This window comes from Bacteroides sp. D22, from assembly GCF_000163675.1.
GTDB lineage: Bacteria > Bacteroidota > Bacteroidia > Bacteroidales > Bacteroidaceae > Bacteroides > Bacteroides xylanisolvens.
The window spans coordinates 10,421-31,488 of record NZ_GG774820.1 but is presented as its reverse complement, the minus strand read 5'-3'; the positions used below and the strand labels follow the sequence as shown (position 1 = coordinate 31,488).

The following is a 21,068-nucleotide window of genomic DNA, read 5'->3' as shown; positions in this document are numbered from 1 at the left end:
ATTTGTTTTCATCGTTGTGGTTTTTCTATATGAATGATCTTACTTGTCTCCGTACTGATTCCAATCATCCCAATTCCTCCATGTACATTGCTGGGGTACTTGATTGGTTCATTTATTGTTTCATCGTAAGCGTCGGAATCTACTAGGTTAAGTGCTTTCAGATAGTAATATTCTGTTTCCGTGATGCTTAAAAGACGTACAATAATATCCATCTTTACATTGGTGCCGTATTCAGGAAATCCGTCAATATCTGTCTGGTTGTAAACCGTCATTGTGTAAGATGTATTTTTGAATCGTGAGTCGTCGAATACACCATATATATTCTTTACGGTGTCGAACATGCCGTTGTCTTCGTCATCGCTGTTGGTGGGCTGTCCGTCTGTCAGCACAATATCCTCGCGGGATATAAAATGATAGCGATGTATTGTCCGGCTGACAAATTCTCCTGTTTCTTCATTATAGTCTTTCACTGTCATTTGCTTATCCATGATAAGCCGGTAGTAATTATCTTCGTTGGATCGATCTTTGATATTGATTTTGTATCGGAGAAAATTCTGCGTATAATAATACTTTGTCATTGGAATGGTGACCGTATCGATATCAGCTATTTCATGTGGACGCTGTGGTACGGTCACTTCAGCCCATGCGTGATATTGTCCGTCGTCTGTGAGGGCGTCAATACGAACTACATCTCCGGGAGTAAATTTGCTGGAAATATGGAAACGGCATTGCATATCTCCTTCCGTTTGGGGTGGGAGCGGACGTAAACTTTCTGATAACTGTCCGTTAACACGTACTTCCACCGTGGCATTTTCTACATGAGTGGCGTATCCTCTTCCTGTGAAATTGAGATAGAGAACGTTGGTCAGACTGTCTGCGTTGATTAGTGCGTTCATCACTAGTTTGGGGGGATTGTCCTTTACACTAAAAGGGAGTTCGTTTTCGCAAGAAACTGTTGTCAGCAATGCTATTAACAGGATAAATGGATAACATATACGAGTTCTCATAATGGGTTTAGAATTTATAAGTGTAAGTGAATGATGGAATTAATGGAAGTATAGTATACTTCTTGATAATCGGTTTGTTGGGATCGTTTTTGCTGGTGCTGCGATATACAAAGGTAGGATTCATCGCATTATATGCATTATACAGACTGATATTCCAGGTACGCATACCATGTTTGGTCTTTTTGTTGAAATTGACTCCCACATTCAACCGGTGACTGGCTGGTAACCGATAATTATTACGATGCTCCACATATGAAGCTTCTCCGATGGTGGGTGAAGTTATGTTTGAATCAAAATAATCTCCATATCCATATCCTCCCCCAAATCCGTTGTTTGTGCCGTCACTAGGACGGATGACAGCGGTTTTCTCTTCAGGGATTGTACTTGTTCCACCTGTATAGAATACCCAGGAAGCACCGATGTCGATACGGTCGCTGAACTTATGGTTGATTGTCAGGTTGATATTGTGTCTTCGGTCATATTTATATGGGAACCGTTCACCGTTGTTGATACCGCCTTTGGCAAACTGACGATCACTTTTGGATAAAGTGTAGGACAACCATCCCGTTGTTCTTCCAAGGGTTTTCTGTGCCATAAACTCAATGCCGGCCGAACGTCCTTTGCCCATTTCCACTTTGTTTTCCCAACCGGAGGAAGAACCGAAGAAACTGACGCCTTCCTTATATTCCAGCACATTATACATATCCTTATAATATCCTTCTACCGAGAATTCCCATCCTTTGATTCCCGTATAGTATCCGCCCAATGAATATTGGTGGGAGCGCATCGGCTTGATCTTTTTAGTGACCGGAACCCATAAATCCGTAGGCATGGCAATGGGCATTGACGATAGTAAATGTACATATTGGCTCATTTGGGTATAAGATGCTTTCAGGGTTACATCTTTTCCCAATTGATAGCGTGCGGAAACACGTGGTTGCAAGGAAAAGTAACTTTGTTTTTGCACATGAAACAATGAGAAATGCAGTCCGAGATTCAGGCGCAGACGATCATTCATCTTGATGTTGTCTTCCAGGTAAGCGGATAACTCATGTCCGTAAATCCGGTTGTTGGCTATGCTGTGGTAGGTTGTGTCCAGGTCTATTTTATCTCCTGTCTTATTGGAGATTTTAGAGGTCATAACTTCCGGGCGGAAACGATGATAGATATATCCTGTTCCAAATTTGAGGTGGTGTTTGGGAGATGGATTATAATCGAAGTCGATCTGGTAATTCCAATCATTGATTCCCGAACGGTAATCGGCTGAATACCGGTTGGTAAATGATGTACCGCTACTGCCGAAATATTGATTGTTGGTATATGAGTTGATGTCGAATAAATAGTTGCTGTAGGAGACTGTCGTATTGCAGAATAAACGGTTGTTGAATACATAGTTCCATCTGGCAGAAAGAATCGTGTTTCCCCAATTCATTTTGCTTCCGTCTTTGAAATCTGTATTTCCATCATAATTGGCAGCAAAATGATCCTTTCCATTGTAGGCAGATAGATAGACGCGGCTCCGGTCGGAGAATTTATGATTGATTTTGGCATTGATGTCATAAAAATAATAACTGTATTCATCGTCATCCGGCATGAATGGTTTAGCGATGAGGTCGAGATACGAACGTCTGGCGGAAATATTGAAAGACGTTTTTCCTTTCACAATCGGACCCTCCAGGTTGATTTTGCTAGTTAGTAGTCCGATACTAAGTGTGCCGTGGTATTTCTGCATATCTCCGTCATTGGTACGGACGTCGATGACAGAAGAAAGCCGTCCGCCGAAACGTGCCGGAAAAGAACCTTTGAATAGTGTTACTTTTTTGACGGCTTCCGGAGTAAAAACCGAAAAGAATCCGAACATATGGTCTACGTTATATACAGGAATCCCGTCAAGTAAGATTAGATTTTGATCCGGGCTTCCACCACGTATATACAGTCCGGCAGATCCATCTACTCCTGCCTGTACGCCGGGCATCAGTTGGATGGCTTTCATTACATCTGCCTCTCCCAGTATGCTCGGAGTATTTTTTATTTGCGTCATTGGAATCTCGATAGATCCCATCTGGGTGGCTATAGTTCCTGTCTCGGTTTTGTCGGAAACGATGACTACTTCCTGCAATTGCGTGTTACCCTGCATGCGGATATTTAGTAATGTGTCTTGTGAGAGCGTAAAATGATGCGCTTCTGTGGCATAGCCCAGATAGGAGAAACGCAGTTCGGTTTCTCCTTCGGGCAGGGTGATGCTGTAAAAACCGTAAGGATTGGTGGTTGTTCCTTGATTTTGATGACTCTCAATGATGTTGGTTCCAATCAACGTCTCGGAAGACGTCCCATCAGTGACATATCCGCTGATAGTGAACTTGCGGCTTACAGTTTTTGATTCTTTTTTCTTTTGCAGAAGGATATGCCGGCCAGTGAACTGATAACTGATCTGCTCATTTTTGAACGCAAGGTCAAGTATCTCACGCAAAGGCTTATCCTTTACCTGCAAATTGATTTTATGTTTTATGGTAATTTCCTCACTGTAGATAAAAGAATATCCGGTTGAATTCTCAATCCGTTTGACGAATTCTTTCAATGTGGCGTTTCGTAGTGTCAGCGAAAGTCGGGCGTCCGCATTTTGCGCGTATATTTGTGTGGTGATAAGGAGTGCTACCCCTATCAGAACAATGGTTCTGACAGGGAAGCGATCTTGGAATATAATATTCATCTTAGTCTGGTTTAGCAGTGATAATAATCTGTTTATTGTTTTGTGAGTAGTCGAAATAACCGGCATTATGTAATACAGATAAAATAGTTGTCAGGTCTTCTCCATTGCGGAAGCGTGCTGTGATCCGGTAATTTTGCAAAGCCGTGTCGGCTATGTGAATCGTTGCTCCGAATGAATTGGATAGTTCGCGGGCAATCTCCTGCAAAGGTAGGTCGTCGAATATAAACTCTCCCTGCCGCCAGGAAATTTCATCTTCTACGTTTTCTAAAACCTTGCGGGTGAGTTTTTCTTCCACCTTATTATATATAGCAATCTCATTCGGTTTCAAAATCATACGAACTGACTTGCTTTTATTGCTGACTGCCACCGAACCTGTCAATAACGTTGTTTTTACATCCGGGTTGTTCTGATAGGCATCTACGTTGAAGTGAGTTCCCAACACCTGAACGTCAATCGTTTCAGTCTGCACGATAAACGGATGTTTTTTGTTCTTGTTTACTTCAAAATAAGCCTCCCCATTTAGTTTCACTTCCCGCTTGTCCGATTTGAACTTTTCAGGATAAGAAAGTGAAGAATAATGGTTGAGAGTGACGGTGCTGCCATCAGGAAGACAGACTGTGCGTGTCTCTGCCAAGGTGGAAACCGTTTGTATCGTGACCGGTTGCATATATAAATAGGCTGTCCATACCGATAGGCAAAGTAGAGCTACTGCCGCCGCTGCCGAGAAAGTACGTATCAGTGTCAGACGCCGGGTATGTGACTTCAGTTTTTTCTCTAGTTCCGGGTAACTGGCTGTTGCTGAAAACCGCCCTCGCGGTGAACGTGTGGAAGCGACGAGCTTGTTCAGTATTTCTTCTAATTCCGTATCGGTGTATTTCATCTTTTTTCTGTATTGCTCTTGATCTATTATTTTCGTTTCAACAGAATGGTCAGTTTGCTGATTCCTCCTTCTTTCCACTGGGGAGTGCAGGATAAAGTGACATTCTGCTTCTTCAATATCATCTGTTTAGGATAGATTTTTATGACAGTTGTTGCTGACTTCTTACCCGCTTTGATGATTACTTTTTTTTCTGTTAGCTGTACCACTGCTGCTTGTCCTACTACCGGAGGGGGTGTGGCAAGTACTACCGTCCGGTCTTCTTTTGTTTTTTCTGTTGCAACAATTTTAATTTTCAACTCACATTCGGGTTTGTCGCTTTCACATTCTACTGTTTCCTTCGAATGTTCGAATCCTGCATAGTCCTTTGGTAGGTTGTCGTTGTCATTGTTGCATGAAAACAGGCACAGACAAACTGAAAGAAGGACAAAGATTCCCATGTTTGCGTCATTTAGCTTTTTCATTTTCTGTCTTTTTTAGTGATTGATTGACTTATTTGTTGATAAAGACCGGAGGGGGACAGAAACTCCCTACGCTCTTTGTCTAAAAGAATGTTAATCTATTTCGGCCCGGCTAATCATCTCTTTTAAACGTGTGATTGCTTTCTGAAGTTGTGCGTCCACTGTATTCATGCTGATGCCTAATTCTTCTGCTACTTGTGCGTAACTCTGTTTTTCTTCACGGATGCGGATGAACACTTCCCTGCAACGATCCGGAAGCCGGTCGAGTGCTTTTACGTAAAGAGCGAACAGTTCTTCACTGATGAGCGATTCTTCCGGTGAATAGCTTTGTTCTTGAGGCTCCGGCAGAGAATCGGGATGAATAAGCGTATGTCTTGATTCTTTTTCCAGATAATTGAGCGAAGCATTTTTGATGAGAATGAAACAATAATCTTCAATGTTTCTCACATCAAGCAAATTGCTGCGTTGCTTCCATAGTTTCAGGAATACATCGAGAACGATTTCCTGCGACCATTCTTCCTGTTTCACATAATAATAGGCAATACGAAAGAGACGGTCGTAAGTCATGTTGTAAAAGTCCCGGAAAGCAGTCTGCGAATCCAGTTCTTTCATTTGCCGCAATAACTTTCTTACTTCTGATTCGGTCATCGGCTTTTTGTTTGTTTGGTTAGTCTACCCAAAGTAAATCACTCATTATGCTGTCGGAAATAAAAATACCTTCACGCGTCAGGCGCAAAGCTCCGTTGTATTCCTCCAGTTTACCATTTTTCAGATAAGGTGCAGCCATTTTTTGACAATACTCCCACATTTCATTGCCGAACATCTGTTTCAGTTTCTCTATAGGTGTTCCCCATACGGTACGTATGGTAGTGATAATAAATTCGTTGTAGCGGGTGGTTGGGTCCAGATATTCTGTCTCGAAAGCACGGCAGTCTTCTTCTATACCTTTTATATAGGTGTCGATTGAAGACACATTCCATTCCCGTGTCATTCCGTCAAAAGAATGTGCCGATGGTCCGCATCCCAGATAAGATATTCCTTTCCAATAGGAAGTGTTGTGGCGGGAATATTTTCCGGGGCGGCAGAAATTGGAAATTTCATAGTGTTCAAATCCTGCTTTCTGCAAATGCTCTATCAGTAATGTGAAAAATTCTAAACTGGAGTCTTCGTCTACCTCGGATATCTGGTGCTGTTTTAACATATTATATATAGGTGTATCTTCCTCATAAATCAAGTGATAGGCGGAGATATGTTCTACATTCAGACTGATAGCCTGGCGGAGATCGTTTTCCCATCGTTCTTTTGTTTCTCCGGGCAATCCGTAAATTAGATCGATACTGATGTTCTGGAAACCGGCTTTCCGGCATCTGTCAATTGCTTCGATGGCTGTACGGGCATTGTGGCGGCGTCTCAATAGTTTGAGCGTAGCGTCATCAAAAGTCTGTATTCCCATGCTGAGGCGGTTGAAAGGAAGTGAGGAAAGCATTTCCAGATATTCCTGCGATAAATCATCCGGATTAGCTTCCAGAGTGATTTCCTGACAATGATTCAATCCGTAGTGCTCGCGGATGGTATCAAATATTTGTTCAAAATCCTCTTTTTCCAGTTGAGACGGGGTTCCGCCACCGAAATAAATAGTTTCTATATCTTTTCCTTTCAGGTATTCTTTACGCATCGTCAACTCCCGGCAGAGAGCCTGTACATAACGGGTTTTGAGTTCGCTGCGAGTGGTTGAGTAGAAGTCGCAGTAGATGCAGCGCGTTTTGCAAAAAGGAATATGAAGATAGATACCTGCCATAGCTATGCTGTTTGGGTTTGTGGGTGTAAAAGTAAGACTATTATTAGATATATCAAAAAAAGCAGTTGACGGAAATTATTTATAGTGGGGTAGGAATACGCTAAATAGATAATTCCCCATCGATTAGTAGAAGATAATTTCCTGCAATGCTGAATTTAAGATCTTTTCTTTTATAAATAAGATTCGAACTTGTAGCCGGGTTTTCGTTTGACTTAAGTCAAACGATAGAATGACTTAAGTTAAACTATCGCTTGACTTAAGTCAAACGAAAACTGATTAGGCAACGGGGAAACTATTGTATGAAAGGAAAACAACTAAAAATAACATCGTGCCGGATTACTCGTTGCAACTATGAAATTAGTTTATAGCCATGCGAAAATAATTTTTAACCCGATTCGAAAATGTTCGTGTTAAAGATGTGTTACATAACATTGTTTAGTAACACTGCCATAAGTGTTGCTTTTCCCCCAATTAATCCCTAATTTGCGCATCACAAAATTAATGGTATGTGAGAAACATACTGAGTAATTACTAAAATCTTATATATTATGAAAGTATATCAGACTAATGAAATCAAGAACATTGCCTTGTTGGGAAGTTCTGGCTCTGGGAAAACCACTCTCGTGGAAGCGATGCTTTTCGAGAGTGGTGTTATAAAACGTCGCGGATCTGTTGCCGCAAAAAACACAGTTAGCGATTATTTTCCTGTTGAACAAGAGTATGGTTACTCCGTTTTCTCCACCGTTCTCCATGTAGAATGGAATAACAAAAAACTTAATATTATTGACTGTCCGGGATCGGACGACTTCGTAGGCAGCACAGTGACTGCACTAAATGTGACCGACACAGCAATTATCCTTCTCAATGGCCAATACGGCGTCGAAGTCGGTACACAAAATCATTTCCGTTATACAGAAAAGCTGAATAAACCTGTTATTTTTCTAGTCAACCAGCTTGATAATGAAAAATGCGATTATGATAATATCCTCGAACAGCTGAAAGAGGCATACGGCTCTAAGGTTGTTCCTATCCAATATCCGATAGCTACCGGTCCGGGCTTTAATGCGCTGATCGACGTATTGTTGATGAAGAAATACTCATGGAAACCCGAAGGAGGGGCTCCGACAATCGAAGATATTCCGGCAGAAGAAATGGATAAGGCTATGGAGATGCACAAAGCATTGGTCGAAGCTGCTGCCGAGAATGATGAAAATCTGATGGAGAAATTCTTTGAGCAAGATTCCCTGTCAGAAGACGAAATGCGTGAAGGCATCCGTAAGGGATTGATCGCCAGAGGTATGTTCCCTGTATTTTGCGTCTGTGGAGGTAAAGATATGGGCGTTCGCCGTTTGATGGAATTCTTGGGTAACGTTGTTCCTTTTGTATCTGAAATGCCGAAGGTACAGAATACGGAAGGTAAAGAAGTGGCTCCGGACTCCAATGGACCGGAATCTCTTTATTTCTTCAAGACAAGTGTGGAACCGCATATCGGTGAAGTTTCCTATTTTAAAGTAATGAGCGGTAAAGTTCATGAGGGAGACGATTTGCTGAATGCCGACCGTGGTTCGAAGGAACGTATCGCGCAAATCTATGTGGTAGCCGGTGGTAACCGTGTCAAGGTGGAAGAATTGCAGGCCGGTGATATCGGTGCTGCCGTGAAACTGAAAGACGTGAAAACCGGTAATACGCTGAACGGTAAGGATTGTGACTACAAATTCAATTTTATCAAATATCCGAACTCTAAATATACCCGTGCCATTAAGCCGGTGAATGAAGCGGATGTGGAAAAGATGATGAGTATCCTGAACCGTATGCGCGAAGAAGATCCTACCTGGGTGATTGAGCAATCAAAAGAACTGAAACAGACTTTGGTACACGGTCAGGGAGAATTCCATCTTCGTACCTTGAAATGGCGTTTGGAAAACAACGAAAAACTTCAGGTAAAATATGAAGAACCGAAGATTCCATATCGTGAAACGATTACAAAGGCTGCCCGTGCCGACTATCGTCATAAGAAACAGTCCGGTGGTGCCGGTCAATTTGGTGAAGTTCACCTGATCGTAGAACCTTATAAAGAAGGTATGCCTGTGCCTGAAACGTATAAGTTCAATGGACAGGAATTTAAGATTACCGTGAGAGGTACGGAAGAGATACCATTGGAATGGGGTGGTAAACTGGTGTTTGTTAACAGTATCGTCGGTGGTTCTATCGATGCCCGCTTCTTGCCTGCTATTATGAAAGGTATTATGTCTCGTATGGAGCAAGGACCGTTGACGGGTTCGTATGCTCGTGACGTGCGCGTTATTGTTTACGATGGTAAGATGCACCCGGTAGATTCGAATGAAATCTCCTTTATGCTTGCCGGACGTAATGCCTTTAGTGAAGCCTTCAAGAATGCCGGTCCGAAAATTCTGGAACCGATTTATGATGTAGAAGTGTTCGTTCCGTCTGATAGGATGGGAGATGTGATGGGAGATCTGCAGGGACGTCGTGCCATGATTATGGGTATGAGCAGTGAAAAAGGTTTTGAGAAACTGGTTGCGAAAGTACCTTTGAAAGAAATGTCGTCTTATTCTACGGCGCTTAGCTCTCTCACGGGTGGACGTGCTTCGTTCATTATGAAATTCTCTAGTTATGAACTTGTGCCGACGGATGTTCAAGATAAGTTAATGAAGGACTTTGAAGCTAAACAAACTGAAGAATAAGTATAAATGATAGGTGATAATTGATTGAATATTCACTATAATATTCGGTATTTATCATCTGTTAGGCATAAAGAATCAACTAAAACGTTAAAACCGCCGCCTTTTTTAAGTAAAAGGGGGCGGTTTTTGTTTAACTATGATTAATAAAGATGGAAAAACACAAGGAGAAGATTTAATTTTTTATTAAATTTGCAAACCAAAGGAGGGGTTTTATTGTTGTAGTAATCAGAATACAACCTAAATAGCTCCTTACGGTTAATTTCCGGGAAGTTCCGGTTAAATCAAGTTAATGCATTAGGAGTGTTAATTAGGGAGTGTTAATTTTGTTGCTATGAAGAAGTCAACAATTTGGATATTAGGTATTGTAATGGGGCTTTCCTTCCTTAGCTTGCTGTATTTGCAGGTAAGTTATATAGAGGAAATGATGAAAACCCGTAAGGAACAGTTTGATTCGGCTGTACGCAATAGCCTGGATCAGGTTTCCAAGGATGTGGAATATGCAGAGACCAGACGTTGGTTGATCGAAGATATTTCAGAAGCAGAAAGAAAAGCGCTGATTGCGAATAATGCTTCCATACAACAAGACAACTTGATTCAGCAAACGCAGCGGTTTACAGTGAAGTCTAAGGATGGAAAAGTATATTCGGATTTTGAGCTGAAAGTGATGACCACTAAGCCCTCCGAACTTCCGAAGGCTATGATTTCTCCTTACAGGGGGACAAAGACCATTCCGGAAACTTCGCGTTCATTAGTGGAAGCCATCAAGAATCGGTATATGTATCAACGGGCATTACTCGATGAAGTGGCCTGGCAGATGATTTACCGGGGAAGTGACAAGTCGATTGGAGACAGAGTACGGTTTAAAGAACTGGATGACTATCTGAAATCGAGCTTATATAATAATAGTATAGATTTGCCTTATCACTTTACGGTGATCGACAAAGACGGAAGGGAAGTCTACCGTTGTGCGGATTATGAGGCAAAGGGAAGTGAAGACGCTTATCAGCAGGCATTGTTCAAGAATGATCCGCCTGCCAAAATGAGTATCTTGAAAGTGCACTTTCCGGGGAAGAAAGATTATATCTTTGACTCCATCAGTTTCATGATTCCGTCGCTGATATTTACACTGGTATTGTTAGTGACATTCATCTTTACGATTTATATCGTATTCCGGCAAAAGAAACTGACGGAAATGAAGAATGATTTTATCAATAATATGACGCACGAATTTAAAACACCGATATCTACCATTTCATTAGCAGCCCAGATGTTGAAAGATCCGGCGGTGGGAAAATCTCCACAGATGTTCCAGCATATATCGGGAGTGATTAATGATGAAACCAAGCGCTTGCGCTTCCAGGTGGAAAAGGTGCTCCAGATGTCGATGTTCGAACGTCAGAAGGCCACTTTGAAGATGAAGGAGATTGATGCGAATGAATTAATAGCAGGAGTTGTCAATACCTTTGCTCTGAAAGTGGAACGGTATAATGGTAAGATAACATCGAACCTTGAGGCCACCGATCCTGTTATATTTGCAGACGAGATGCATATCACGAATGTAATCTTTAATCTGATGGATAACGCGGTGAAATATAAGAAACCGGAAGAGGATCTGGAACTGAAAGTGAGAACGTGGAATGAGTCGGGTAAACTGATGATTTCGATACAGGATAATGGTATCGGTATCAAAAAAGAGAACCTGAAAAAGATATTTGAAAAGTTCTATCGTGTACATACGGGTAATCTGCACGATGTGAAGGGCTTTGGACTGGGATTGGCTTATGTGAGAAAAATTATATTGGATCATAAGGGAACCATCCGGGCGGAAAGCGACCTGAACGTGGGAACTAAATTTATTATTGCATTACCTTTATTAAAAAATAATTGATATGGACGAGAAACTGCGTATTTTATTGTGCGAGGATGACGAAAATCTTGGCATGCTTTTAAGAGAATATCTACAGGCAAAAGGTTATTCTGCTGAGTTATATCCTGATGGAGAAGCCGGTTATAAGGCTTTCTTGAAGAATAAATATGACTTGTGCGTGTTTGACGTGATGATGCCTAAAAAAGACGGCTTCACACTGGCACAGGATGTCCGTGCAGCAAATGCTGAAATTCCTATTATCTTCCTGACGGCCAAAACGCTGAAAGAAGATATCCTGGAAGGCTTTAAAATCGGTGCGGATGATTATATCACCAAACCGTTTAGTATGGAAGAATTGACATTCAGAATTGAAGCAATCTTGAGACGTGTTCGTGGAAAGAAGAACAAAGAAAGCAATATCTATAAGATTGGTAAGTTTACTTTCGACACACAGAAACAAATTCTGTCGTCAGAAGGCAAACAAACTAAGCTGACTACCAAAGAGTCTGAACTGCTCGGATTGCTTTGCGCACATGCCAATGAGATTTTGCAACGTGACTTCGCTCTGAAAACAATCTGGATTGACGATAACTATTTCAATGCCCGTAGTATGGACGTGTATATCACGAAATTGCGTAAGCACCTGAAAGAAGACGATTCAATCGAAATTATCAATATTCACGGAAAAGGCTATAAGCTGATTACTCCGGAAGTTGATTCTTAATGATTGCGTTTGAGATAACTCCAAATAAAAAATCCCGGGAACATTCGTTTCCGGGATTTTTTATTGATTTTGCGAAATTAATCAGCGATCTTCTTATTAATAACAATATAAGAAATGAGTCCCAGTACTACAAGTACTACTGAAGTACCCAGGATGGCGTTGTTGTTTACATTTCCTGTAAAGGAACAAGCCAGCAGGATGACTACTCCGACCAAGATTAATATCAATCCTAAGTTCTTTAATAAACCTTTCATGTGTGTGTATTTTAATAGATTATAATATTCCAGTCACAAATTAAAGCATAATTCTTTAACGGGCGAAATTATTTGGATAAAAATTCCATTATAAATGCACGATTTAGTGGATTTTATGATTTGGAGAGAAGTTCTTCTATCTAATCTTTTGTATTGTAGAACACCTTTTTCAGTACCTCCTGTCCAATGCTCAATTCGTCGAGAGTGATACCGTGAAGAGCCTCTTTCAGAGTCTGTCCGGCAATGACACGCGCTTTTTCCTCCAGTTCTTTTCCGTCTTTGGTCAGATGGATCAGGTTGGTGCGGCGGTCTTTTTTATCGGAAATGCGCACAACAAGATGTTGCCGTTCCATATTATCTATCAAACGGGTCATGCTGGGCTTGTCTTTAAAAGTTGCATTACACAACTCTTGTTGCGTCACGCCGTCTTTTTCCCACAGGAAAATGAGTACCGTCCATTGTTCGGGACTGATTTCCAATCCGTTCTGACGGAAGTTACGGTACAGTTTCCGGTTGATTGCCGCAGAAACTTTGCCATTTAATATGGCAAATATAAGTCGAATGTCGAAATTGAATTGCTCTATCATGAAATTATTGTTTAAACAACTTTGCAAAGGTAAGTCTCTTCCCGGATAAATCCTATCTTCGGATACAAAAAAAGATTAAATATTTGTAGTTCAAAATAAAATGTCTAACTTTGCACCCGCATTTAAAATCAAATAATTTATTTATTTAATTAAACGAAGTATGAATCAATACGAAACCGTTTTCATTTTAACTCCCGTTTTATCTGATGTTCAGATGAAGGAAGCGGTAGAAAAATTCAAAGGCGTTCTTCAAGCTGAAGGTGCTGAGATTATTAATGAAGAAAACTGGGGACTGAAGAAATTGGCTTACCCAATTCAGAAAAAGTCTACAGGTTTTTATCAACTGATTGAGTTCAATGCAGATCCTACTGTAATTGACAAGCTGGAAATTAATTTCCGTCGTGATGAACGCGTAATCCGTTTCTTGACTTTCAAGATGGATAAGTATGCTGCTGAATACGCTGCAAAAAGAAGAAGTGTTAAATCAAACAAAAAGGAGGATTAATCATGGCACAACAAGTTCAATCAGAAATCAGATATTTAACTCCGCCGTCAGTAGACGTTAAGAAGAAAAAGTACTGCCGTTTCAAAAAGAGTGGTATTAAGTATATCGACTACAAAGATCCTGAATTCTTGAAGAAATTCTTGAATGAACAAGGAAAAATCCTTCCGCGTCGTATTACAGGTACTTCTTTGAAGTTCCAACGTCGTATCGCGCAGGCTGTGAAGAGAGCTCGTCACTTGGCATTGCTGCCTTATGTAACTGACATGATGAAATAAGAAGGAGGAAAAGTATGGAAATTATATTAAAAGAAGACGTAGTAAACTTGGGTTATAAGAACGATATCGTAAACGTGAAATCCGGATACGGTCGTAATTATCTGATCCCGACTGGAAAAGCTATCATCGCTTCTCCTTCTGCAAAGAAAATGTTGGCTGAAGAACTGAAACAGCGCGCTCACAAACTTGAGAAAATCAAGAAAGATGCTGAAGCTATGGCTGCTAAGTTGGAAGGCGTTTCTTTGACTATCGCAACTAAAGTTAGCTCAACCGGTACTATCTTCGGTTCTGTTGGTAACATCCAGATTGCTGAAGCATTGTCTAAACTGGGTCATGAAGTTGACAGAAAGATCATCGTTGTAAAAGACGCTGTGAAAGAAGTTGGTAGCTACAAGGCTATCGTTAAGCTTCACAAGGAGGTTTCGGTAGAAATTCCTTTCGAGGTAGTTGCTGAATAAGAGCAAATTTACTTCATATATGAAAAGCGATTTGTTCTGAACGAATAAATCGCTTTTTTTGTTATCTTTGCTATTACTATTATGAAATTCAACTATTGTTTTCTAAAGAAGAGGTTTTTGCTTCTGCTGATTGCTTTGGGAATTGGCAGTGTTCTTTATGCAAATAATGAGTTGAAACTATTGACTGATTCTTTGCGTAGAGTGATAGATGAAAAACACGTCTTTGTTAAAGAGAAAGAGGATCGGATAAACCGGATAAAATGTATGTTGAGAAGTCCCGGTTTGACTCTTGAAGGAGAATATAGAATCAATCTACGGTTATATAATGAATATAAAAAGTTTCATATTGATTCAGCCATCCATTATGTTGATCGCAATATTGAGATTTCCCGCCAGTTGAATAGACCTTATTTCACCAACCAGTCGTCTTTACATCTTAGCCTTTTATATTCGATGTGTGGCAGGTTCCGCGAAGCGGAGATTATTTTGAAAAGTATAAAGACTTCAGAACTTCCCAGAGATTTATTAATAAACTATTATCAAACTTATTCCAGTTTTTGGGGACACTATTCGATTTCTGTCGCCAATAATCTGTATGGTAAGCAGCAGGCTGCTTATCAAGATTCTCTGTTTGCCCTCATTGACCACACTTCTTGGGATTATCGAATGTCCCAGGCTTCTTATTATATTTGGCGTGATACGCTGAAATCGAAAGAAATTTATAAAGAACTGCTGGAGATTGAGGAAGTGGGGACGCCCAATTATGCTATGATAACTCATTCATATTCCAGGTTATGTCACCATCAGAAAAAGTATGATGAAGAAAAAAAATATTTGATGTTGTCGGCAATAGCCGATACCCGGAATGCTACGCGGGAAAATGCATCCCTGCAATCTCTTGCATTGATAGCTTATGATGAACAGAATTTAGCTGATGCCTTTAAATTTACACAGTCCGCTATCGATGACGTTATATCTTCCGGTATTCATTTCCGGGCCATCGAAATTTATAAATTCAATTCTATTATTAATACAGCTTATCAGGCGGAGCAGGCCAGATCACGGTCGCATCTGACTACTTTTCTTATTTCTACAAGTATTATCCTTTTTCTTTTAGTCCTGTTGGTGCTTTTCATCTATATTCAAATGAAAAAGACGTTGAAAATAAAACAGGCATTGGCACAGAGTAATGAGGAGCTTTTGCGATTGAACAACAAGCTGAATAGCATGAACAGCCAGCTGAATGATACAAATAATCAGTTGTGTGAAATTAATAGTATAAAAGAGTATTACATAGCCGAATTCTTTGATGTCTGTTTTAGTTATATCCATAAAATGGAGAAATATCAGAATATGCTGTATAAAATAGCTATTAATAAATACTATGATGAACTGATTAAGAAGCTAAAATCATCTGCGCTTATTGATGAAGAGCTTGGCGCTTTATACACTCGTTTTGATAAGGTCTTTCTGGGTTTGTATCCCACCTTTGTATCTGATTTTAACGCTCTGTTGAAAGATGAAGAGAAAATTATTTTAAAACCGGACGCTTTATTGAATAGAGAACTTCGTATTTATGCTTTATTACGCTTGGGTATTACGGATAGTGGAAAGATAGCGAACTTTCTCCGTTGCTCTACAAGTACGGTTTATAATTATCGTACGAAGATGAGAAATAAAGCAGCCGTCGACAGGGATGAATTTGAGAATGAAATTATGAAAATTAGTTCAACACAAGAGATATAATTATTATTTTAACATTATAATACTTTCCAAATCATCTACATTTTTTTGATGTGTCAAGTTATCTAAGTTGTTGATTAATAGTAAAAAGAGCAGATTTTATATCTACATAAAGTAGTGTAAGTCAAATAAGCCGTTATTTATTTGGCTAGATTTGCAATATCAGTTTTTAGCTCATCAGTTTGGTAGTTAGAAGTTGATGTTTTATCTATTATTTGTACTTAAATTCACTATGTTTAATTATGAACACGCAATCTTCAGTAGACACGAGAATTAAAGTTGGAATTATCGGTTTTGGTAGGATGGGAAGATTCTACTGGGAAGCGATGACTAAAAGTGATCGGTGGAATATTGCTTATATTTGTGATACCGATCCGGCATCACGTCAGTTGGCTAAAAAGCTTTCCCCTAACTCTATTATAGTAGAAGATAATCAAAAGATTTTTGAGGATGAAAGTGTGCAGGTAGTCGGGCTTTTCACTTTGGCTGACTCGCGGATGGAACAAATAGAAAAAGCTATTCGTTACGGCAAACACATTATTTCAGAAAAACCAGTTGCAGATACAATGGAAAATGAGTGGAAAGTTGTAGAAATGACAGAAAACACAAATCTCATTTCTACGGTAAATCTGTATCTGCGAAATTCCTGGTATCATAATTTAATGAAGGAATATATCCAGCAAGGGGAAATCGGAGAGCTGGCTATTATTCGTATTTGTCACATGACTCCCGGCTTGGCACCAGGTGAAGGTCATGAGTATGAGGGACCTGCTTTCCATGATTGTGGAATGCACTACGTAGATATTACCCGTTGGTATGCAGGATGTGATTATAGAACATGGAATGCCCAGGGAGTGAATATGTGGAACTACAAAGATCCTTGGTGGGTGCAATGTCACGGAACTTTTCAAAATGGGGTCGTTTTTGATATTACCCAAGGATTTGTTTATGGGCAATTATCTAAAGACCAGACACATAATTCGTATGTAGATATTATAGGTACAAAAGGGGTTGTGCGTATGACGCATGACTTCAATACTGCTGTTGTCGACCTACACGGTGTCAATCAGACCATCCGTGTAGAGAAACCTTTCGGCGGCAAGAATATAGACGTGTTGTGTGACCTGTTTGCTGATTCGGTAGAAACCGGAAAACGCAGTTCACGATTACCGCTAATGCGCGATTCGGCTATTGCATCCGAATATGCATGGACATTCTTGAAAGATACCCGCAAACACGATTTGCCCGCTATTGGTAATTTGCGCACTTTGGAGCAAATACGCGAACGAAGAAAAAACATGAAAAATGGATATGGATTGTTGCACGGCAACCTTCCAAAGATTATTAACCCTTAAACAAATAAAATCATGTCAAACATTTCGAGGAGAAAATTTCTCAAAACGGGAGCCGCTGCTTTAGCAGGTATAACCATTGCTCCCAGTACAATTTTAGGTATGAGTCACGGGCATATTTCGCCTACTGATAAACTGAATCTTGCAGCTGTGGGTATTGGTGGCATGGGACATGCCAACATTAATCACGTAAAGGGCACTGAAAATATTGTGGCTCTTTGTGATGTGGATTGGAAGTACGCAAAAGGCGTGTTCGACGAATTCCCCAAGGCTAAAAAATACTGGGACTATCGTAAGATGTATGATGAAATGGGTAAATCTATCGACGGTGTGATTATCGCAACTGCCGACCATACTCATGCTATTATCACTGCTGACGCAATGACAATGGGAAAACATGTATATTGTCAGAAACCATTGACCCACTCTGTTTATGAATCTCGTTTGTTGACAAAACTGGCTGCATCAACGGGCGTGGTTACCCAAATGGGTAATCAGGGGGCATCGGATGAAGGTACGGATTTAGTATGTGAATGGATTTGGAATGGTGAAATCGGTGACGTAACGAAAGTTGAATGTGCAACAGACCGTCCTATTTGGCCTCAAGGATTGAATGTTCCTGAAAAGGTTGATAAAATTCCTAGCACATTGAATTGGGATTTATTCACAGGTCCTGCTAAAATGAATCCTTATAATGCTATTTACCATCCTTGGAACTGGCGTGGATGGTGGGATTACGGAACAGGTGCATTGGGTGATATGGCTTGTCATATTTTGCATCAGCCGTTTAAAGCATTGAAATTGCAGTATCCTACCAAAGTGGAAGGTTCATCGACATTATTGTTGAATGCTTGTGCTCCACAGGCACAACACGTGAAAATGATTTTCCCTGCTCGTGAAAATATGCCGAAAGTAGCTATGCCTGAAGTGGAAATACATTGGTATGATGGCGGTATGATGCCAGAACGTCCGAAAGGATTCCCAGAAGGAAAACAACTGATGCAGAGCGGTGGTGGTTTGACTATTTTCCACGGAACAAAAGATACATTGATTTGCGGATGTTATGGACAGAATCCTTGGTTGCTTTCAGGTCGTAAACCAAATGCACCGAAGGTTTGCCGTCGTGTTCCTAAAGCAATGAATGGTGGTCACGAAATGGATTGGGTACGTGCATGTAAAGAAGATAAATCTAATCGTATCATGACTAAATCTGACTTCTCAGAAGCCGGACCTATGAATGAAATGGTAGCAATGGGTGTATTGGCTATTCGTTTGCAAGCTCTGAATAAGACTCTCGAGTGGGATGGAGCTAACATGTGTTTTACAAATATCGGTGATAACGAAACCATTCGTACTGTTATCAAAGACGGATTCAAGATTCATAATGGTCATCCTACATTTGATAAGACATGGACAGATCCGATCAATGCAAAACAGTTTGCGGCTGAATTAGTGAAACATAATTATCGTGAAGGCTGGAGACTGCCTGATATGCCAAGATAAAAGTAGATTAAAAATTAAAGATTAAAAATTAAATAGTTGATATCATGAAAAAAGTATTTTATCCATTAGCTTGTTGTTGTCTTGCTGCAGGCGTTTTCGCTTCTTGCGGTGGTCAGAAGAAAGCAAATGCTCCGGAAGAGCAAAAAGTTGCGTTGACTTACTCTAAATCATTGAAAGCGGCAGAAACAGATAGCTTGAATTTGCCTGTTGATGAAAATGGTTATATCACAATCTTTGATGGCGAAACATTTAACGGATGGCGTGGTTATGGAAAAGACCGTGTTCCTTCTAAATGGACAATTGAAGACGGTTGTATCAAATTCAACGGTTCTGGTGGCGGTGAAGCTCAAGACGGTGATGGTGGTGACCTGATTTTTGCTCACAAGTTTAAAAACTTCGAACTGGAAATGGAGTGGAAGGTTTCTAAAGGTGGTAACTCCGGTATTTTCTATTTAGCTCAGGAAGTTACATCGAAAGATAAAGACGGTAATGATGTGCTTGAGCCTATTTATATTTCTGCGCCCGAATATCAGGTGTTGGACAATGCCAATCATCCGGATGCTAAATTGGGTAAGGATAACAATCGTCAGTCAGCTTCTTTGTATGACATGATTCCGGCAGTTCCTCAAAACTCTAAACCGTTTGGCGAATGGAACAAGGCTAAGATTATGGTTTATAAAGGTACTGTTGTTCACGGACAAAACGATGAAAACGTACTTGAATATCATTTGTGGACAAAACAATGGACTGATATGTTGCAAGCAAGTAAGTTCAGTGAAGAAAAATGGCCTTTGGCATTTGAATTGCTGAATAATTGCGGTGGCGAAAATCACGAAGGTTTCATTGGTTTGCAAGATCACGGTGACGATGTTTGGTTCCGCAACATCCGCGTGAAAGTTTTGGACTAATCGAATAGTAATAAAGAAAGGCACGGGTTACGTGTATTTCACGTTTTTTTTGAATGGCGATTGCCATGGAGTAACCGTGAAGTCTGTGTAATCCGTGCCTGTTTTTTCTATGTAAACCTGAATAATTGTAACCCACTAATATCTATTATATGAAAACTAGAATTTATATCTGTGCATTGGCTGCTCTTTTCATGATTCCACTGGCAGTAACGGCACAAACCAAGAAAAAAGCTAAAAAAGAAGTAGCAATTCAGCTCTATTCTGTCAGAGATATATTAAACAAGGTAGACAACAAAAATGGTAAGTGTGACCCCACTTATACTGCTCTTCTGAAGAAATTGGCAAACATGGGATATACCGGTGTTGAAGCTGCCAATTATAACAACGGTAAATTTTATGACCGTACTCCCCAACAATTTAAGAAAGATGTCGAATCGGCAGGATTAAAAGTCTTGTCTTCACATTGTACAAGACAATTGTCTAAAGAAGAATTGGCTTCCGGCGACTATTCAAAGTCACTTGAATGGTGGGATCAATGTATTGCCGATCACAAAGCTGCCGGTATGAAATATATTGTAGCTCCGTGGATGGATGTACCTAAGACACTCAAGGATTTAGAAACATATTGTGCATATTATAATGAAATAGGCAAGCGTTGCAAACAACAAGGTTTGTCGTTCGGATATCACAATCACGCTCATGAATTTCAGAAGGTAGAAGATAAAGTGATGTATGATTATATGTTAGAACATACGAATCCTGAATATGTTTTCTTCCAGATGGACCTTTATTGGGTAGTTCGCGGACAAAACAGTCCTGTTGATTATTTTAATAAATATCCCGGTCGCTTCCAGATATTCCATGTGAAAGATCACAGAGAGATTGGACAAAGTGGAATGGTCGGTTTTGATGCTATCTTTAAGAATGCAAAAACTGCAGGCGTTAATTATCTCGTTGCTGAAATCGAAAAGTATAGTGTTCCGGTAGAGGAAAGTGTAGAAGAAAGTCTGGATTATTTATTGAACGCTCCCTTTGTGAAAAGTTCATACGCTAAATAGTCGCCCCTTAGAATGTGCTTTTACGCCTAATAATCAACATATTAATATATAAATTGCTTTGATATATCTGCAAGTTTTTGTATCTTTATGGTTGAAAACTTGCAGATTATTATGATAAACAAGACCACCCCTCAGCCCTCCTTGTTCAGCTCTTTGACAGACCAGCTGAATCCCAGGCATCCCTTATACCTGCTTGCCAATAAGATAGACTGGCGCCGTTTTGAAGAAGCTTTCTCCCCGCTATACTGTGCCGTCTAACGGTCGTCCGGCCAAACC

The 21,068-nt window shown here is 40.2% G+C and carries 19 protein-coding genes; 11 read left to right on the top strand and 8 right to left on the bottom strand.

Translation table 11 applies throughout. From position 1 onward, the window contains the following. Nucleotides 1–8: 8 nt before the first annotated feature. The 6 genes from HMPREF0106_RS04425 to hemW form a co-directional block, all read right to left on the bottom strand. Nucleotides 9–1,007 carry a DUF4249 domain-containing protein gene (locus HMPREF0106_RS04425; protein ID WP_004307958.1) on the bottom strand — a complete coding sequence of 333 codons (999 nt, stop codon included), beginning with the start codon at nt 1,005–1,007 and terminating at the stop codon, nt 9–11. Nucleotides 1,008–1,014: 7 nt separating this feature from the next. Then, on the bottom strand, nt 1,015–3,717 hold the full coding sequence (locus tag HMPREF0106_RS04430; protein WP_009040861.1) for a TonB-dependent receptor: 2,703 nt from the start codon (nt 3,715–3,717) through the stop codon (nt 1,015–1,017). Nucleotide 3,718: 1 nt separating this feature from the next. Then, on the bottom strand, nt 3,719–4,597 hold the full coding sequence (locus HMPREF0106_RS04435; protein WP_009040860.1) for a FecR family protein: 879 nt from the start codon (nt 4,595–4,597) through the stop codon (nt 3,719–3,721). Nucleotides 4,598–4,623: 26 nt separating this feature from the next. Next, complete coding sequence (locus HMPREF0106_RS04440; protein WP_004316260.1) at nt 4,624–5,058, bottom strand: hypothetical protein; 435 nt, start codon at nt 5,056–5,058, stop codon at nt 4,624–4,626. A 90-nt stretch (nt 5,059–5,148) separates the two neighbouring features. Continuing rightward, entirely contained in the window at nt 5,149–5,703 is a 555-nt protein-coding gene (locus HMPREF0106_RS04445; protein WP_009040859.1) for an RNA polymerase sigma-70 factor, read from the bottom strand. 19 nt (nt 5,704–5,722) lie between these two features. Next, nucleotides 5,723–6,853, bottom strand: coding sequence for a radical SAM family heme chaperone HemW (gene hemW, locus HMPREF0106_RS04450; RefSeq protein WP_009040858.1), 1,131 nt, complete (start codon nt 6,851–6,853; stop codon nt 5,723–5,725). A 548-nt stretch (nt 6,854–7,401) separates the two neighbouring features. Here hemW and HMPREF0106_RS04455 point away from each other — a divergent pair. The 3 genes from HMPREF0106_RS04455 to HMPREF0106_RS04465 all read left to right on the top strand — a co-directional run bounded on the left by HMPREF0106_RS04455 (nt 7,402) and on the right by HMPREF0106_RS04465 (nt 12,149). Further along, nucleotides 7,402–9,558: an elongation factor G gene (locus tag HMPREF0106_RS04455; protein WP_004299324.1), complete on the top strand. Its 2,157-nt coding sequence runs from the start codon at nt 7,402–7,404 to the stop codon at nt 9,556–9,558. Nucleotides 9,559–9,889: 331 nt separating this feature from the next. After that, entirely contained in the window at nt 9,890–11,446 is a 1,557-nt protein-coding gene (locus HMPREF0106_RS04460; protein ID WP_004299325.1) for a sensor histidine kinase, read from the top strand. A gap of 1 nt (nt 11,447) precedes the next feature. Next, complete coding sequence (locus HMPREF0106_RS04465; RefSeq protein ID WP_009040857.1) at nt 11,448–12,149, top strand: response regulator transcription factor; 702 nt, start codon at nt 11,448–11,450, stop codon at nt 12,147–12,149. Between the two features lie 77 nt (nt 12,150–12,226). On the opposite strand, the gene HMPREF0106_RS27545 is transcribed toward HMPREF0106_RS04465, so the two are convergent. Further along, the gene (locus tag HMPREF0106_RS27545; protein WP_004299327.1) at nt 12,227–12,403 is read right to left on the bottom strand and encodes a hypothetical protein; all 177 of its coding nucleotides are present in this window, start codon (nt 12,401–12,403) and stop codon (nt 12,227–12,229) included. A 140-nt stretch (nt 12,404–12,543) separates the two neighbouring features. Beyond that, a complete protein-coding gene (locus HMPREF0106_RS04470; protein ID WP_004299328.1) occupies nt 12,544–12,990 on the bottom strand; it encodes a MarR family winged helix-turn-helix transcriptional regulator in 447 nt (148 codons plus the stop codon). A gap of 160 nt (nt 12,991–13,150) precedes the next feature. Between HMPREF0106_RS04470 and rpsF the strand changes: the two genes are divergently transcribed. The 8 genes from rpsF to HMPREF0106_RS04510 all read left to right on the top strand — a co-directional run bounded on the left by rpsF (nt 13,151) and on the right by HMPREF0106_RS04510 (nt 20,792). Continuing rightward, nucleotides 13,151–13,495 carry a 30S ribosomal protein S6 gene (rpsF, locus tag HMPREF0106_RS04475; protein WP_004299329.1) on the top strand — a complete coding sequence of 115 codons (345 nt, stop codon included), beginning with the start codon at nt 13,151–13,153 and terminating at the stop codon, nt 13,493–13,495. 2 nt (nt 13,496–13,497) lie between these two features. Beyond that, the gene (rpsR, locus tag HMPREF0106_RS04480; RefSeq protein ID WP_004307964.1) at nt 13,498–13,770 is read left to right on the top strand and encodes a 30S ribosomal protein S18; all 273 of its coding nucleotides are present in this window, start codon (nt 13,498–13,500) and stop codon (nt 13,768–13,770) included. A 14-nt stretch (nt 13,771–13,784) separates the two neighbouring features. Then, nucleotides 13,785–14,228: a 50S ribosomal protein L9 gene (rplI, locus tag HMPREF0106_RS04485; RefSeq protein WP_004307965.1), complete on the top strand. Its 444-nt coding sequence runs from the start codon at nt 13,785–13,787 to the stop codon at nt 14,226–14,228. 81 nt (nt 14,229–14,309) lie between these two features. Beyond that, on the top strand, nt 14,310–15,974 hold the full coding sequence (locus tag HMPREF0106_RS04490) for a DUF6377 domain-containing protein (RefSeq protein ID WP_009040856.1): 1,665 nt from the start codon (nt 14,310–14,312) through the stop codon (nt 15,972–15,974). A 239-nt stretch (nt 15,975–16,213) separates the two neighbouring features. After that, complete coding sequence (locus tag HMPREF0106_RS04495) at nt 16,214–17,326, top strand: Gfo/Idh/MocA family protein (RefSeq protein ID WP_004299332.1); 1,113 nt, start codon at nt 16,214–16,216, stop codon at nt 17,324–17,326. 12 nt (nt 17,327–17,338) lie between these two features. After that, nucleotides 17,339–18,826 carry a Gfo/Idh/MocA family oxidoreductase gene (locus HMPREF0106_RS04500; RefSeq protein WP_009040855.1) on the top strand — a complete coding sequence of 496 codons (1,488 nt, stop codon included), beginning with the start codon at nt 17,339–17,341 and terminating at the stop codon, nt 18,824–18,826. A gap of 44 nt (nt 18,827–18,870) precedes the next feature. Further along, nucleotides 18,871–19,734 (top strand): DUF1080 domain-containing protein, encoded by an 864-nt coding sequence (locus HMPREF0106_RS04505; RefSeq protein WP_004316253.1) that lies wholly within the window; start codon nt 18,871–18,873, stop codon nt 19,732–19,734. Nucleotides 19,735–19,883: 149 nt separating this feature from the next. After that, complete coding sequence (locus HMPREF0106_RS04510) at nt 19,884–20,792, top strand: sugar phosphate isomerase/epimerase family protein (RefSeq protein ID WP_008025008.1); 909 nt, start codon at nt 19,884–19,886, stop codon at nt 20,790–20,792. The last annotated feature ends 276 nt before the right edge of the window (nt 20,793–21,068 follow it).